The following is a 14959-nucleotide window of genomic DNA, read 5'->3' on the forward strand; positions in this document are numbered from 1 at the left end:
AGGGACCGTGTCGACCGTGCTGTTGAGGAAACCACGAAGACTCCTTGCAGAGAGCTTGAGAGTGCATGAGGGCACACGAGAAAGCGGATGAGAAAGAGGATGAGAGAGCATGACGTCATGATGACTTCGGGAAACGTAACTCACTCCTCCGCATCGGCACCAGAGGGGTCCCGCCGAGTCCGGCGGTGGAGATACACCAGGCCAGCGGCGCGAAGCCGGGTCCACGAAGGGGCGTCCAGAGCTTCGCCCACTCGAAGGTTTCGTTTAGGTGTCTACTATTGACGCGTCGAATGTCCTGTAGTCATCATGATGTCTCGATGACACGTAAGCCCGACAAGGAGGTCGTGGATGGCCGGGCACAAGTACGCACAAGTGCGCGACCACCTCTTGCGGCGCGTGCAGAGTCTCCCCGTCGGGGAGCGACTGCCCGCCGAGGGCATCCTGTGCAGCGAGTACGACGTGAGCCGCATCACGCTGCGCCGGGCCGTGGACGAACTGGTCCAGGACGGCTACCTCGTACGGGAACACGGCCGCGGCACCTTCGTGAGCCACCCCCGCTACAACCTCAAGCACCGCGAGCGGTTCGTGAACGAGGTGACCGGCTTCCACACCCAGCTCACCCGGCAGGGGCACACCGTCACCTCGCGGGTGACCGTGCAGCAGAGCGAGCGGGCCGGCACCCGGCTGGCCGCCGCGCTCGGCATCAGCCCCGCCACGTCGGTCGTCCGGCTGGAGCGGCTGCGCAGCGTGAACGGCGTGGTGCACCACCTGGCCGAGTCCTATGTCGAGGAGGACCGCTTCCCCGACGTCCTGACCTCGGACTTCACCGACTCCTCCCTGTACGCCCACCTGCGGGCCCGGCACGACGTGCTGCTCGTCCGCAACGAGATCGTCGTCGGACTGCACCGGTGCGACGCGCGGGAAGCCGCACTGCTGGAAGTCGCCGAGGAGACCCCTCTGCTGCTGGCCACCTCGTGCGTCTTCGAGCCCGGCCGAAAACCCGTCATCTACGGCACCTCGAAGTTCCTGCCGGACACGGCGGAACTGTCCTTCGACATCGTGGCCGACTCCGAGTAGTCGACCGCGGTCGCCTTCCCCGCACCCCCTGTGGAGCACGCATGCTCAGTCACCTTCTCCCCGAGCAGAACATCCACTTCACCCAGGAAAAGCTGACCTGGCAGGAAGCAGTCACCCAGGTCGCCCGTCCGCTGGTGGAGGCCGGGGACGTCACTCCCGAGTACGTCCGGGCCATGCTCGACTCGATCACGGCCGGCGGCACGTACATCGACCTCGGCCACGGCATCGCCCTCGCGCACGCCCGCCCCGAGCACGGAGTGGTGCGTACGGGCATCTCGATGCTCCGCCTGAGCGAACCGGCCCCGCTGCTCGACCTGCCCGAGCACGCGGTCGACCTCTACTTCTGTTTCGCGGCAGCGGACGCCGACGCGCACATGCGCGCCATGGCCTCCCTCGCGCGCATTCTCTCGGACGCCCGGACCCGCCAAGCCCTGCGCGATGCGGCCTCGGCGCCCGAGGTAGTCAAACTGATCACCGAATTCGAGGACACAGAATGAAGTTCCTGGCGATGTGCAGCACCGGACTGGGCAGCAGCTTCATGGTGCGCATGAACATCGAGACCGTCGTACGCGAACTGGGGCTCCAGGACGTCACGGTGGAGCACTCCGACATCAGCTCCGCCGGGCCCGACAGCGCGGACGTGTTCTTCGTCGCGAAGGACCTGGAGGACGCCGTCCAGGGCCTGGGTGACGTGGTCGTACTGAACAGCATCATCGACATGGACGAGCTACGCGGCGCGGTCAAGGAAGCGGCCGCGCGACACGGCGCGGTCTGAGCGGTCGTAGTTCCGCACTGCGCAATGCGCGCTGATCTGCGGGAACTGATCCGCAGAAACGTTTCATCCGTACGTTCATGACGGCAGCCGGCTCCGACTCCGGCGCCGTCCCGCCCGCGACGGCGAGGGGCAGCCACTGCCCCGACCGCCGCCTGCCCGCCTCGCCCGCAGCGCGCGACGTCCCTGTCGCGCTGCCGCGGAGCCGAGGCCGCCGACAGGTTCCCCGCACGCCGCCCAGCCGCGCCGAACCCGGCACCCGTTCTCGCCGAACCCGGCACCCACCACTTCCGCACGCGGCCTCGTCGTGCCCGAAGAGAGGCGTTGTCTGTGAACAGCGTTCTGGACAGTCTTCTGGATGTCTTCCGTGAGCCATCCGTCATCATCGGCCTGATCGCGCTGCTGGGCCTGTTGCTCCAGCGCAAGTCCCTCTCCGACACCCTCAAGGGGACCATCAAGGCGTTCGTCGGCTTCCTCGTCCTCGCAGCCGGCGCCGGGGTCGTCTCCGACGCGCTGACCCCGTTCGGCGACATGTTCCAGCACGCTTTCGGAGTGCAGGGAGTGGTGCCCAACAACGAGGCCATCGTCGGCAAGGTGCTCACCGACTACGGTTCGCAGGCCGCGCTGATCTTCTTCTTCGGCATGGTCGTGAACGTGCTGCTGGCCCGGCTGACCGTGTTCAAGTTCATCTACATGTCGGGGCACGTCGCCCTGTACCTGGCGGCCATGATCGCCGTCATCCTCATCGCGAACGGCTTCAGCACCTGGCAGGCCATCCTGTGGGGCTCCCTCGCCCAGGGCCTGATCACCACCCTGTCGCCGGCACTCGTCCAGCCCTGGATGCGCAAGGTCACCAAGACCGACAACGTCGCCCTCGGCCACACCGGCAACTTCGGCATCGCCACCAGCGGCCTCGTCGCCAAGTACTTCGGCGACTCCTCCAAGTCCACCGAGGACTTGAAGATCCCCAAGGGGCTCGGCTTCCTGCGCGACACCACGGTCGTCATCGCCAGCTCCATGGGCATCATCTACCTGCTGGTCACGCTGGTGGCGGGCCCCGGCTACGTCGAGAGCGAACTCAGCGGCGGCCAGTGGTACGTGCTGTGGGCCATCATGCAGGCCGGCAAGTTCGCCGCGGGCGTGTTCATCATCCTCGCCGGTGTCCGTGTCGTCCTCGCCGAGATCATTCCCGCCTTCAAGGGCATCTCGGAGAAGCTGGTGCCCAACGCCCGGCCCGCGCTGGACGTCCCGATCGTCTTCACCTTCGCCCCGAACGCCGTGCTCGTCGGCTTCCTGGCCAGCTTCGTCGGCGGCCTCATCGGGATGGGCATCCTCGTCGCCGTCGGCGGCACGATCATCATCCCCGGCATCGTCGCCCACTTCATGACGGGCGCCGCCTCGGGTGTCATCGGCAACGCGACCGGCGGACGACGCGGCGCCGTCCTCGGCGCGATGACCAACGGCCTCCTGATCACCTTCCTGCCGCTGCTCGTCCTGCCCTTCCTCGGGGACGTCGGCCTGCAGAACTCCACGTTCTCCGACGCCGACTTCGGTGTCTCGGGCCTGCTGATCGGCGGCGCCGAGCGCATCGGCCACATAGCCGTCATCGCGCTCGTCCTCATCGCCCTGGCAGCCACGTTCGTCGCCAGCGCCCTCGTCGCCCGGCGCGGCCCCAACGACGAAGTCACTCCGGAGAAGGAGACTCAGCCTGCCGGCTGAGTCACCTGCACAACGCAGTGGCACGGACACCTCCCGCGCACGGTGCCAGACCGATGCAGGTGGGAGGTGTCCGTGCCACTGCGTTTTCGTTGAGGTGGCGGTCAGGGGCAGGCCCGTACGACACCGGCGGCAGTGGCGTCCGCAAGGGCCGCATCTTTACACCTGAGTGCGTGGTGAATCAAAAGCCTCAGATCGGCTCGCCCGCCACTCCGCTGAATCCGACGTCGCCGGTCTCACCTTCAGCGAGGTTGTCGAAGACATCCTCAGGGTCTCCGGTGCTGCCGCGCCTCCAGAAACCGAAGTCACTACTCACTTGCCATCCTCTCAGGTTGGGGGTTACAGATTGGGCGCTCTGTCCGGCGGAGGCTGCGCGGCGCAGGTCGCCAGCGCGCTCACGCGGTTGCCGACGCGCCGGTTCCGCTGTAGGTCGGCAGGCTTCTGCGAGGTGCTGGTGCCGGGGGGACCGCATGGACTGGCCACTGCGGTGGTGCTGGTGCGTCGGCAGCGGCGCCGGGTGGGTTCCAGCTCGGAAGCGCGGCGAATCGAAGCGGTCGCCACGGCCGGAATACGCGATGCGCGGCGCCAGGCTCATGCCCATCAGTATTTCAACGACGCCGGCGGTCTCAGTGCCGTGCGGGACCGTGACTCTCGTTCGTAGCGTTCGGCGGCGTCGAGGTGGCGTCGTAGTTCCAGAACGGTCGGACGAGCAGTGCCGCTCCGAGGACGACGGCGAGGCAGAGCAGTGAGCTGCCGCTCCATGCGAGTCCGAGGCCGGTGGCTGAGGCCATCGCACCCGCACGCAGGTCGCCGAGGCGGGGCCCGCCCGCGACGACGACGGTGAAGACACCCTGCAGACGACCGCGTAGGGCATCGGGTGTGTAGGTCTGCAGGATCGTCTGACGGTAGACCGCGCTGACCAGGTCCGCCGCCCCGGCCGCGGCCAGCAGGACCACGGCGGCCAGGAGGTGGTGGACCGTGCCCGCGAGGGCGACGGCCGCCGACCAGACGACCACCGCGAGAGCCAGCGCCCGCCCCTGACGGCGTACCCGGCCGATCCATCCGCTGAAGAGTCCGGCTGCGACCGAGCCGATCGCGATGGCCGAGTACAGCAGGCCCGCTCCGCCGTGGAACCTCAACTCTGCGGCTTCCGGGAAGAGGGCGGTCGGCATGGCCAATGTCATGGCCGCGATGTCGACCGCGAAGGACATCCACAGCACAGGTGCCGCCGCGATGAAGCGCAGCCCGTCCAGGACCGGTCGCAGCCCGCCGGCACGGATAGGTGTGCCGGTCGGCTTGACCGGAGGGAGGCGGAAGGCCGAGTACAGCAGGAGGGAGAACAGCAGGGCGTCGGCGCCGTACGCCCAGCAGTAGCCGTTCGGCAGGGAGATCAGGGCGCCGGCCACCAGGGGTCCGGCGACCTGCCCGACGTTGCCGGCGGTGAAGTACAACGTGTTCGCGGCGGGCACCAGGTGGGTGGGGACGACCCGGGGGATGATCGCGCCACGGGCCGCGGAGGACATGGCGAACGCACCGGCCTGGACGGCCACGAGAACCAGGATCAGCGGTACCGATCGCAGCGCCGCGACCGCCTGGAACAACAGCGCCAGCGTCGTCCCCCAGGTGACGAACGCCGACGCCAGGTACAGCACGCGGCGGTCGAACCGGTCCGCGACGACGCCCCCGTACAGCCCGAAGACCACGAGCGGTACGAGTCCGGCCAGTCCGGTCAGGCCCACGGACAGGGACGACTGCGACAGCGCGTACACCTGCACGGGGATGGTGACTCCCGTGACCATGGTCCCGATGTACGCCGCGCTCTGCCCGATCAGCAGGCGCCGGAAGACGGGATGCGCCAGAGGACGGGTGTCGAGCGCGGCGCCACGCAGACCGGAGGTGACCCGTGTTTTCAACGAGTGAGGGGCGACGGAAGATCGGCGGGTGGGAGGCGGGGTCTGCGGCGTCGTGGACATGGTCGTCACGCTCGCAGGGCCGTACGGTGCGCCGCTTCCGTTATTCTGCCGACGTATGTCGGAAAACAGTCAGGCGGCAGAGAGGGACAGGGAGCCCAGGGATTCCACCCACGCACATCTCGCGGGTGAGGTCATCGGGCGTCATCAGCACGGCTACCACCAGCTCCTGTACGTCAGCGCCGGTGTCCTGGCCGTCCAGACGGGCGAGGCGTCCTGGGTGGCGTCGAGCGCCCGCGCCATGTGGATCCCGGCGGGGACCTGGCACCAGCACCGGGTGCACGGACACAGTTCCGTGCACACCCTCGGCTTCCCCGTGCATGACGTCCTGCTCGACTCCGGGACGCCCGCCGTGGTGGCCGTGGACGCCCTGGTCCGCGAACTGATCATCGCGTGCAGTGAACCGTCCCTGCCCACGCCGGAAGCGAACCGTCTCCGTGCCGTGCTGCGGGACCGGCTGCGGCGCGCGCTCATCGAGCCGTTGACCCTGCCCATCCCCGGCAACCCGCTCCTGCGCCAGGCCTGCGCGCTGGTGACCGACGATCTCCAACACCCGCGCACCGCAGTCTGGTTGGCGCACCGCATCGGTGTGAGCGAGCGCACTCTGGCCCGGCTGTTCAGGACCGAGCTGGGCATGACGTACCCGCAGTGGAGGACCAACGTGCGGGTCTTCCACGCCATGGTGCTGCTGGCGGAAGGCGCGAACGTCAGCGAGACGGGACGGCGATGCGGGTGGGCGACGACCAGTGCCTTCATCGACACGTTCAGCCGCACGATGGGACAGACGCCGGGGGCCTACCGCACCGAATCCGGCGCGTGAGACACATGAGACGGAGGAACGACTGCCGGCCTTCCGGCTGCCGTCGCAGGCCACGCAGTTGGCGAAGCAGTGAGCCGAGCAGGTGGGCGGGCGCGCGGTGACGTTGATACCGACACACCGAACTACGTGGCACATGCATGTTTCCATCCGGGTTGGACAGCCGAGACAGCATGGGTGCCAACGGAATGAAGAAGATTCAAAAGCCCGTCCTCTTCTCAGGACTCGTCGCACTGGGCGTACTCGGACTGGGTGCGTGCGGCGGTGACGACGGAGATGCGCGGGCCTCCACCAGCATGACGTCGGAGAGTCCGGGCGCCGGCACAGCGTCCGAAAGCGATACGCCCACGCCATCCGCCACGGCGAGCGACACCGCTGCGGCAACCCCGAAGCAGGGCACCACGGACAGCCCGGGCACGGACAGTCCGGGGATGGGCAGTGACTGCACCACGGACCGTCTGCACGCCGGGCTCAAGGCCACGGGTCAGGAGATGAACAGCAAGTACTTCGACCTGACTCTCACCAACATCTCCGACGGCAGCTGTGCCCTCAAGGGGTATCCGGGCCTGTCGCTGACCGATCAGGACGGCGATCGCATCGGGAAGCCCGCGACCCGCGCGCAGGGCGAATCCGCGGAGAATGTGGTCCTCAAGCCCGGTCAGGCCGCCCATGCAGTGGTGCGGACACCCGACAAGGGAGTCACGGACGGAAAGTGCTGGCCGGAACCGGCACGGATCAAGGTCTTCCCGCCGAACAACACGGCAGCCCTGTCCGCGGACCCCGCGGAGCTGCAGGTCTGCGGGAACTCCTTCACCGTGGGACCGTTCACCACGAACGCGATCTGAAGGGCCGGCGGCGTCACGCCGCCGCCGGGGCTACCCCGTCGCCCGGAGCCGTCGCCGGTAGTGCAAGGGCGACTCCCCCACCGCGCGTTTGAACGCGGTGCTGAACGCGCTCTCCGAGCTGTAGCCGAGCTCCGCGGCGAGGGAGCCGACCCGGACGTCGGGGTCGCGCAGCGCGCGCTGGGCGAGAAGCATCCGCCAGCGCGACAGATAGGTCAGCGGCGGGGTGCCCGCGGTGGTGCGGAACCGCTCGGCGAAGCTGGTGCGGGACATCCCGGCGGCGCGGGCCAGTTCGGCCAGTCCCCAGGCCTGGCCCGGCTGTTCGTGCATCAGTCGCAGCGCCGGGCGCAGGGGTTCGTCGGCCAGCAGCCGGAGCCAGCCGACCGGTGTCTCCTCCTGTTCCAGATACGCGCGCAGCATCTCCAGCAGGAGCAGCTGACCGTTCTGCCGGATGGCGAACCCCGAACCGAGCCGTCCGCCGGAGGCCTCGTCGAAGAGCCGCTCGACGATGCCGCCCAGGCGGGAGGCGGCCGGCGTCGCCGCGTGTACGTGGACCAGGCCGGGCAGCGCCGTGCTGAGCAGCGTGAGGCCCGCCGGACTCACCCTGACCTCGCCGCCGACGAGCACGTCGTCAGTGGCCAGGTCGGCCTCGGCCAGTGCCATCGCGTCGAAGCCCGCCCCGGGGATCAGCTCCACCGGTGTCCCGCCGCCCCGCCCTCCGCGCATGTCTACCCAGGTGCGGTGGTTGAGCAGCGCCACGTCGCCCGCGGCGAGTTCCACGGGACCGTACGGGCCGCCGGGCCCGTCCACCGTGATCCGGGCCGATCCCGCGACCAGCGCGACCAGCTTGAGCGGTCGGGACACGGTGCCCCTGGACACCCACGGTCCGCGGACCGCGAACCCGCCGGTCATCATCCCCCGCACTTCCACCACGTCGAACACATCGGACAGCACGTCCGTGACCGCCACATCAGACATCCCCGTACTCTCGCGCAGAAAATGCGGACGCACAACGATTCAGCGTCCGGGGAACGCGGCCGAGACTAGGAACATGAGCACACAGCAAGTTCCGCTGGGCACCCCGTTCACCGCCTCCTCCACCGCCGACGACGTCCTCGACGGTCTCGACCTGTCCGGTCGGGAGGTGATCGTCACCGGCGGCCACGGCCGGCTCGGCCGTGAAGCCACCCGTGCCCTGTCCGCCGCGGGCGCGACGGTGACGGTGGCCTCCCGCGACCCCGAACGGGCCGCCGCGGCAGTCCACGGGCTCCCCCGGGTGCGTGTCGAGCGCCTCGACCTCACCGACCCGTCCTCGATCGAGGCCTTCGCCCGTCGGTGGCTCGCCTCCGGCCGGCCGCTGCACGTCCTGGTCAACAACGCCGCCGTGCTGTTCACGCCCGAGCTGGTGCGCGACGCACGGGGTCACGAACTGCAGTTCTCGACCTCGCACCTCGGCCATTTCGACCTCACCAGGGCCCTTCTGCCGGCCCTGCTGGCCGCTCAGGGCGCCCGAGTGGTCACGGTCACCTCGGGTGCGGCACGCATCGGCGAGATCCGCTGGGACGACCTGGACTTCGCGACCGGGTACGACCCCGGCACCGCCTACGGCCAGTCCAAGCGTGCCAACGTCCTGTTCACCGTCGAATTCGACCGCAGGTACGCCGCTCAGGGCATCCGCGCTTTCGCCACCCACCCGGGAGTCGTCATCGGGCCGGGCCCGTTCACGCCGGAGGAGGCCGCGGCGTACCGTGCGCAGGGGCTGGTCGACGACAACGGTGAGACCGTCATCGCCCCGGACGCCGGCAAGAAGACCGTCGCGCAGGGGGCAGCGACCCTCGTTTTCGCCGCCGCGAGCCCTCTCCTGGACGGTCGCGGCGGGGTCTATCTCAAGGACAACGACATCGCCGTGCTCGACGACGAACAGCGCCCGCTGACCGCGGACAGCATCCCCTCGGACGCCAACTCGGCGATGCTCGACCCCGACGACGCACAGCGGCTGTGGAAGCTGAGCGAGCACCTGCTCTCCTGACGACCCGATGCCGGTGCCGAGACCGTGCCGGTGCCGGTGCCGGTGCCGGTGCCGGTGTCGCACGAGTGATCGCCGCCGCGTGCGCCCGCCGCGGCGGCGATCGTCGGATCAGGGGCGTCTCCTGGTGAGGATGGCGAAGAGCTCCTCCACGGGGATCTTGGGCTTGCGGTCCGCTGTGAACAGGCCGTTCACCTCCTGCTCCGTGTCGGTGAACTGGGTGTAGCAGTAGCCGGCGAGGCCCGAGTCCACGGCGGCACCGACCAGGGAGGCCAGGCGTTCGGTGAAGTCGCCCTCGGTGGCCACGGTGTCGTAGCCGAACCACTCCTCCCCCTCGGCGGGTTCGAAGGTGGCCCCGCCGAACTCGGTCAGTACGACGGGCTGGCCGCGGTGGGCGACGCCGTCGAGGAGGAGCCGCTTGGCGCCCGGCCACGGCTCGGCGATCTCGCCGCGCCGCAGTCCGGGGTGGCCGTACCGTTCGCGCAGGACCGCCGCCTGCTGGGTGTAGTCGTGCACCCCCCAGATGTCGGCGGCGGAGATCTCCCAGCCGTCGTTGGAGACGGCGGGCCGCGAGGGGTCGAGGGCCTTGGTCAGGTGGTACAGGCCGTCCATGAAGTGGCGCTGCTCGGGGACGAGCGCCGGATTCGGGACCGACCACGACTCGTTGACCGGCACCCAGGCGACGATCGAGGGATGGCTGAGGTCACGGGTGAGTGCCTCGGTCCATTCGGCGACGACCCGCCGCACGGTCGTCGTGCCGAAGGCGTACGCGGAGGGCATCTCCTCCCACAGCATCAGGCCCAGCCGGTCGGCCCAGTACAGGAAGCGCGGGTCCTCTATCTTCTGGTGGATCCGAAGTCCGTTGAGGCCGATCGACTTGGCCAGTTCGACGTCACGGCGCAACTCGTCGGCGGAGGCGGCCAGTTGGGAGGCCGGCCAGTAGCCCTGCTGCAACGCGAACCGCAGGAAGCAGGGCTTGTGGTTGAGGAGGAACACGCCGTCGCCCCAGCCGATGTCGCGCAGGCCGAGGTAGGAGGTGACGTGGTCGACGCGGGCGCCGCTCTCCGGTTCGCTCAGGACGACCGTGGCATCGACCAGATGCGGGTGATCCGGGCTCCAGAGGAGGTCGTCGAGGTCCTGCGCGTGCCGCAGCGCGGGTATCGAGACCTCGAACGTCGTCTCCTGACCGTCGACCAGCACGCTCTGCTCGGCGAGCAGGCGGTCGCCCAGGGTCAGGCGCACCGTCGCACGCAGCGGGGTGTCGGGCCAGCGGGACAGCCGGAGTCCGGCCCGTACGCGGGCGTGCGCGACGTCCGGCGTCCAGTGCAGGGTCGTCAGATGGGTGTCAGGGACCTCCTCCAGCCACACCGGCTGCCAGATGCCCGAGGTGCGGTGGTACCAGATGACGTGCGGGTCGCGCCGCCAGTCCTGCTTGCCGCGGGGCTGGGTCACGTCCTGCGGCCGGTCCTCGGCCCGCACCACGAGGACCTGGTCCCCGTCGTGTTCCAGGGCGTCGGTGAGATCGCAGGTGAAGCCGGTGTGCCCGCCCTCGTGGCGGCCCACGGGGCGGCCGTTGAGCCAGACCTCGGCCCGGTGGTCGACCGCCCCGAAGTGCAGCAGCAGACGCCGGCCCGCGCCGGGCCGGTTCACCTCGACGGTGCGCCGGTACCAGAGCACCGGGTGGAAGCCGGTGTCGTGGATGCCCGATGCCTCGGACTCCGGTGGGAAGGGCACGGTGACGGTGCGGTCGAAGGGGGCGGTGACGGACGGGTCCGACCATCGGGCCGACCTGCCTGTGTCGGTGTCGTCGTGGGCGAACAGCCACGGACCGCTCAGGTCGCGCCAGTCGGGGTCGCGCACGAGCTGCGGCCTCGGGTGGCCGGCCGCGTCCAGATGGGTGTGGGGCACGGGGAAACTCCGGTGGTGTAGCGGGGACGACGAGCGAGGACGACGGGGGTTCAGCCGGTGGGCGCGCGCAGCACCACGACGGTCGCGGCGAAGGCGAGCGGGCCTGGCAGCAGCGGGACCAGCAGCGGGATGGACCAGGCGATGACCACCGCCAGGAGTACGGCCCCCGCCAGCAGGAGGCTGCCGCGCGGGTCGGCCACCGAGCGGACCAGCCCCTCGCGGACGGAGAAGCGGTGCTCGGTGTCAAGCGCGCCGGCCCGCAGCCCCACGACCGCGGCACCCAGGACGAACAGGGCCAGGGCGGGAGCCACGACCTGCGCCCCGGGCAGCGCGCTGCGCGCCAGGGCGGCGTCGACGGTCACCACCGCGACCAGCAGCGGCAGCGCCAGTCCGGCGAGCAGGGTGCCCACGGACAAGTGTGCGCGCAGCGCCCGGATGTAGCCGCCGGACGTAGCCGGGGTGCCGTCGCCCACCGCCGTACGCAGGGTCGCCGACGCGGCGGCGAACGCGGCCGGTGCGGTGACCACCGGCAGACAGGCGATGCTGGTGAGCAGGGAGATGTACAGCATGTCGGCGAAGAGGGAGAAGCCGGAGCCGAAGATCTCGCCCGGTTGCCGGTGCGCGCGGCGGGCCGCGGCTTGTGTGTGCGTCATTCCGGTTCAGCCCTTCAGTCCGGACGTGGCCATGCCCTGTACGAGGTAGCGCTGGAAGACGAAGAAGAACAGCACGATCGGCAGCACGGAGATGACGGACATGGCGAACATGGGCCCGTACGCCGAGGTGCTGTTCTGGTCGACGAAACTGCGCAGCGCCAGGGTGATGGTGAACTTCTCCGGTGCGAAGAGGTAGATCATCTGCGTGAAGAAGTCGTTCCACGTCCAGATGAACGTGAAGATGGCCGTGGTGATCAGCGCGGGGCGGCTCAGCGGCAGCGTGATCGACCAGTAGGTGCGGAAGGGCCCGCAGCCGTCCATCCGCGCGGACTCCTCCAGCTCGCGCGGCAGCCCGCGCATGAACTGCACCATCAGGAAGACGAAGAACGCCTCCGTGGCGAGGAACTTCGGCAGGATCAGCGGCCAGTAGGTGTCCACCAGGCCCAGTTGGTTGAACATGATGTACTGCGGGATCAGCACGACATGGTGCGGGAGCATCAGCGTCGCCACCATGAACGCAAACATCCCCGTGCGCATGCGGAACCGCAGGCGGGCGAAGGCGTATGCGGCCAGCGAGCAGGACAGCACGTTGCCGAGGACGGCGCCGCCCGCGATCATCAGGGTGTTGCCGAGCAGCCGGCCCACGGTGACACCGGCGACGCCGTCCAGGGCGGTGGTGTAGTTCGACCACTCCAGGTGGCTGGGCCACAGGTTGAGGCTGGTCAGCACCTCGTCGGCCGGTTTCAGCGACGTGGCCAGCAGCCAGGCAAGCGGGTACAGCAGCAGGAGCAGGCACAGGGCGGCGACCGAGTGCGGCAGCCACCGTTTCGTGGCGATGCCCGCGGTGCGAGCGGAGTTCACCGAGCTCACCGTCCCTCCTCGTCCGCGTAGAAGACCCAGGTCCGGGAGGTCCGGAAGAGGATCAGGGTGATGGCGCCGATGGCGATCAGGAGCAGCCAGGCCATCGCCGCGGCGTAGCCCATGTGCGAGGCGGTGAAGCCTCGTTCGTACAGGTAGAGCGTGTAGAACATCGTCGAGTCGGCGGGGCCGCCGTTGCCGCCGCTGATGGCGAACGCGGGGGTGAAGACCTGGAAGGAGTTGATGATCTCCAGCACCAGGTTGAAGAAGACCACCGGGGACAGCATCGGCAGCGTCACGGAGAGGAACTGCCGCCAGCGGCCCGCGCCGTCGAGGGCCGCCGCCTCGTAGAGGTCGGAGGGGATCTGCTGGAGGCCGGCGAGGAAGATGACCATCGGCGCCCCGAACTGCCAGACCGTCAGCAGCACGACCGCGTACACCGCAAGATCGGGATTGCCGACCCAGCCGCCGGTGTCGATGCCGAACCAGCTCAGGGCGCCCGCGACCGAGCCGCCGTCGTTGAAGAGCGCCTTCCACACGAGCGCGATGGACATGCTCGCGCCGAGGAGGGAGGGCGCGTAGAAGGCGGAGCGGTAGAAGGCCCGGCCCCGGCCGAGGCTCTTCAGCAGCATCGCCACGCCCAGCGCGAGTGCCAGCTTCAGCGGGACGGCGACCACGACGTACAGCAGGGTGGTGCCGACCGACCGCCAGTAGCGGGGGTCGTCGAAGAGCATCTCCGAGTAGTTGCGCAGCCCGATCCACCGGGGCGGGTCGAACAGGTTGTAGTCCGTGAACGACAGGTAGAGCGACACAGCCATCGGGACCAGCGTCAGCACGCCCGCGCCGATCAGCCACGGCGACAGGAACACGTAGGCCGGCCACCGCTTCTCGCGGACCCCGCGCGGTTTGCGCGTCGGCCGTCGTTGCCCGGTCGGGTCCTCGGCGGGTGCGGGCGCCCTGGTCGACACCGTGCTCATGGCCTCAGCTCCCGGTTGGCCTCGTCGATGAGTTCACGTGCGGCCTGCCGGGGGCTGGCCAGGTCGTAGATCACGCGCTGGTAGGTGCGGGTGAAGGCGGACTGGATCGGCACGTCGCCGCGCGGGGGCGCCGTCGGCGGCGCGGCCAGGCCGTACTTCTCCATCGTCTGCGAGTACCGGTAGATCTCCCGCTCCGGTCCTTCGAGGGTCTTGGCGATCCGGGTGGCGACCTCGCGGTTGGGCGGGGTGGACCGGGAGAAGCCCAGGATGTCGCCCGCCCGTATGTCGTTGAGGAGGAAGTCGACCAGCCCGGCCGCCTCCTCGGGGTGCGGGGTGCCGGATCCGATGCCCAGGAGCATCGAGGGCTTGAAGTACGAGCCCGAGCGGCCGTCGGTCGTGGGGACCGGCCCGTAGTGGACGCTGTCCCCGAGGAGACCGACGTATCCGGGGAACGGCGCGTCCCAGGTGAAGTCGGAGGCTGCCAGGCGGCGGCCCATCGGGCTGGTCTCGATGCTGCTGGCCTGCACGGTGTCCCGGGCGGCGGCGACCGCCCCGTCCGTGCGGAGGTCGTTGCAGAAGGTCCAGAACGCGGTCAGGTCGTCCTCGGTGAAGCCGAGTTCGGTCTGGCTTCGGTAGAGCCGTCCGCCGCGACCGCGCAGCCAGACCTCGAAGATGTCCTCGTTGGGGCCGCCGTCGTTGGCTCCGGTGAAGGGCCGCCCGTCCGGTGACCTGCGCTTCAGGTCGGCGATCCGGCGGTTGGCGTCCGCCCACTCGTCCCAGGTCCAGCCGGGGCGGGGCGCCCGGATACCGGCCTTGCGGTAGAGGGCGGCGTCGTAGGCGTAACCGGTGATGCCGCGGCCCATCGGGAGCGCGTACTGCCGGTCCTCGTACGTGCCCGTGCGGACGAGTCCCCGGTCCATGGCGGAGGTGCGGATCGTGCCGCTGCTCACGGCCTCGTCGAGCCGCAGCAGCGCGCCGCCGCCCGAGTACTGGGAGATCTGCCGGTAGTCGAGCTGGGCCACGTCGGGGATGCCGCCGCCCGCCGCCTGTGTGGCGAGCTTCTGCATGTAGGCGCCGAAGTCCCCGTTCGAGGTGCGGACGGTGATGCCGGGATTCTCCTTCTCGAAGAGCCGGACGGCGTTCTCGGTACGGGTGGCGCGGTCGTCGTTGCCCCACCAGGAGAACGTGAGGGTGACGCCGCCCGACGACCCGCCGGAGGCCGAGCAGCCGGAGAGCGTGGAGGTCAGGGCGGTGCCGACACCGGCGGCAGCGGCGGTCAGCAGCGTGCGGCGGCTCGGGGACCGGAGTCGGGCGTGTGGGGGTTCGCGCATGAGAGGGCGACC

Annotated in this window: 15 protein-coding genes; 7 read left to right on the plus strand and 8 right to left on the minus strand. The window is 69.6% G+C overall.

From position 1 onward, the window contains the following. Window positions 1-348 precede the first annotated feature (348 nt). The 4 genes from ACZ60E_RS08570 (at window position 349) to ACZ60E_RS08585 (ending at window position 3568) form a co-directional block, all read left to right on the plus strand. On the plus strand, window positions 349-1077 hold the full coding sequence (locus ACZ60E_RS08570) for a GntR family transcriptional regulator (RefSeq protein ID WP_384808859.1): 729 nt from the start codon (window positions 349-351) through the stop codon (window positions 1075-1077). Window positions 1078-1118: 41 nt separating this feature from the next. Next, window positions 1119-1574, plus strand: coding sequence for a PTS sugar transporter subunit IIA (locus ACZ60E_RS08575; RefSeq protein WP_384808861.1), 456 nt, complete (start codon window positions 1119-1121; stop codon window positions 1572-1574). Further along, window positions 1571-1852: a PTS sugar transporter subunit IIB gene (locus tag ACZ60E_RS08580; protein ID WP_385833866.1), complete on the plus strand. Its 282-nt coding sequence runs from the start codon at window positions 1571-1573 to the stop codon at window positions 1850-1852. The genes ACZ60E_RS08575 and ACZ60E_RS08580 overlap by 4 nt, the downstream gene beginning before the upstream one ends. Before the next feature lie 327 nt (window positions 1853-2179). Continuing rightward, complete coding sequence (locus tag ACZ60E_RS08585; RefSeq protein ID WP_453794796.1) at window positions 2180-3568, plus strand: PTS ascorbate transporter subunit IIC; 1389 nt, start codon at window positions 2180-2182, stop codon at window positions 3566-3568. A 187-nt stretch (window positions 3569-3755) separates the two neighbouring features. Here ACZ60E_RS08585 and ACZ60E_RS08590 read toward each other — a convergent pair whose 3' ends face one another. Together ACZ60E_RS08590 and ACZ60E_RS08595 are read right to left on the minus strand one after the other, a co-directional pair. Then, window positions 3756-3881: a hypothetical protein gene (locus tag ACZ60E_RS08590; protein WP_469439068.1), complete on the minus strand. Its 126-nt coding sequence runs from the start codon at window positions 3879-3881 to the stop codon at window positions 3756-3758. A gap of 310 nt (window positions 3882-4191) precedes the next feature. Then, window positions 4192-5538, minus strand: a complete 1347-nt coding sequence (locus ACZ60E_RS08595; RefSeq protein ID WP_469439069.1) for an MFS transporter — start codon at window positions 5536-5538, stop codon at window positions 4192-4194. Window positions 5539-5593: 55 nt separating this feature from the next. Here ACZ60E_RS08595 and ACZ60E_RS08600 point away from each other — a divergent pair, with 55 nt between their 5' ends. Continuing rightward, window positions 5594-6355: a helix-turn-helix transcriptional regulator gene (locus ACZ60E_RS08600; RefSeq protein ID WP_469439070.1), complete on the plus strand. Its 762-nt coding sequence runs from the start codon at window positions 5594-5596 to the stop codon at window positions 6353-6355. A gap of 185 nt (window positions 6356-6540) precedes the next feature. Next, the gene (locus tag ACZ60E_RS08605; RefSeq protein WP_469439071.1) at window positions 6541-7197 is read left to right on the plus strand and encodes a DUF4232 domain-containing protein; all 657 of its coding nucleotides are present in this window, start codon (window positions 6541-6543) and stop codon (window positions 7195-7197) included. 30 nt (window positions 7198-7227) lie between these two features. On the opposite strand, the gene ACZ60E_RS08610 is transcribed toward ACZ60E_RS08605, so the two are convergent. Further along, window positions 7228-8172 (minus strand): AraC family transcriptional regulator, encoded by a 945-nt coding sequence (locus tag ACZ60E_RS08610; RefSeq protein ID WP_469439072.1) that lies wholly within the window; start codon window positions 8170-8172, stop codon window positions 7228-7230. Between the two features lie 73 nt (window positions 8173-8245). Between ACZ60E_RS08610 and ACZ60E_RS08615 the strand changes: the two genes are divergently transcribed. Next, the gene (locus ACZ60E_RS08615) at window positions 8246-9223 is read left to right on the plus strand and encodes an SDR family NAD(P)-dependent oxidoreductase (protein WP_469439073.1); all 978 of its coding nucleotides are present in this window, start codon (window positions 8246-8248) and stop codon (window positions 9221-9223) included. Window positions 9224-9331: 108 nt separating this feature from the next. Here the strand turns inward: ACZ60E_RS08615 and ACZ60E_RS08620 are convergent, their stop codons facing one another. Genes ACZ60E_RS08620 through ACZ60E_RS08640 form a run of 5 tightly spaced genes read right to left on the minus strand, consistent with a single transcriptional unit; the run spans window position 9332 to window position 14947 of the window. Next, the gene (locus tag ACZ60E_RS08620) at window positions 9332-11128 is read right to left on the minus strand and encodes a glycoside hydrolase family 2 TIM barrel-domain containing protein (protein WP_469439074.1); all 1797 of its coding nucleotides are present in this window, start codon (window positions 11126-11128) and stop codon (window positions 9332-9334) included. Window positions 11129-11178: 50 nt separating this feature from the next. Then, the gene (locus ACZ60E_RS08625; protein WP_469439075.1) at window positions 11179-11781 is read right to left on the minus strand and encodes a hypothetical protein; all 603 of its coding nucleotides are present in this window, start codon (window positions 11779-11781) and stop codon (window positions 11179-11181) included. Between the two features lie 6 nt (window positions 11782-11787). Beyond that, window positions 11788-12618: a carbohydrate ABC transporter permease gene (locus tag ACZ60E_RS08630; RefSeq protein WP_384808900.1), complete on the minus strand. Its 831-nt coding sequence runs from the start codon at window positions 12616-12618 to the stop codon at window positions 11788-11790. 29 nt (window positions 12619-12647) lie between these two features. Beyond that, window positions 12648-13616 carry a carbohydrate ABC transporter permease gene (locus ACZ60E_RS08635; RefSeq protein WP_469439076.1) on the minus strand — a complete coding sequence of 323 codons (969 nt, stop codon included), beginning with the start codon at window positions 13614-13616 and terminating at the stop codon, window positions 12648-12650. Beyond that, window positions 13613-14947 (minus strand): ABC transporter substrate-binding protein, encoded by a 1335-nt coding sequence (locus tag ACZ60E_RS08640; RefSeq protein ID WP_469439077.1) that lies wholly within the window; start codon window positions 14945-14947, stop codon window positions 13613-13615. Before ACZ60E_RS08640 ends, ACZ60E_RS08635 begins: the two co-directional genes overlap by 4 nt. Window positions 14948-14959: the final 12 nt, after the last annotated feature.

The sequence above is a fragment of the Streptomyces sp. NPDC102514 genome, from assembly GCF_055584525.1.

Coding starts and splice junctions, on each gene's coding strand:
- ACZ60E_RS08570 (WP_384808859.1), top strand. CDS start 349: ATGGCCGGGCACAAGTACGCACAAGTGCGCGACCACCTCTTGCGGCGC.
- ACZ60E_RS08580 (WP_385833866.1), top strand. CDS start 1,571: ATGAAGTTCCTGGCGATGTGCAGCACCGGACTGGGCAGCAGCTTCATG.
- ACZ60E_RS08600 (WP_469439070.1), top strand. CDS start 5,594: ATGTCGGAAAACAGTCAGGCGGCAGAGAGGGACAGGGAGCCCAGGGAT.
- ACZ60E_RS08605 (WP_469439071.1), top strand. CDS start 6,541: ATGAAGAAGATTCAAAAGCCCGTCCTCTTCTCAGGACTCGTCGCACTG.
- ACZ60E_RS08615 (WP_469439073.1), top strand. CDS start 8,246: ATGAGCACACAGCAAGTTCCGCTGGGCACCCCGTTCACCGCCTCCTCC.
- ACZ60E_RS08595 (WP_469439069.1), bottom strand. CDS start 5,538: ATGTCCACGACGCCGCAGACCCCGCCTCCCACCCGCCGATCTTCCGTC.
- ACZ60E_RS08610 (WP_469439072.1), bottom strand. CDS start 8,172: ATGTCTGATGTGGCGGTCACGGACGTGCTGTCCGATGTGTTCGACGTG.
- ACZ60E_RS08635 (WP_469439076.1), bottom strand. CDS start 13,616: ATGAGCACGGTGTCGACCAGGGCGCCCGCACCCGCCGAGGACCCGACC.
- ACZ60E_RS08575 (WP_384808861.1), top strand. CDS start 1,119: ATGCTCAGTCACCTTCTCCCCGAGCAGAACATCCACTTCACCCAGGAA.
- ACZ60E_RS08625 (WP_469439075.1), bottom strand. CDS start 11,781: ATGACGCACACACAAGCCGCGGCCCGCCGCGCGCACCGGCAACCGGGC.
- ACZ60E_RS08640 (WP_469439077.1), bottom strand. CDS start 14,947: ATGCGCGAACCCCCACACGCCCGACTCCGGTCCCCGAGCCGCCGCACG.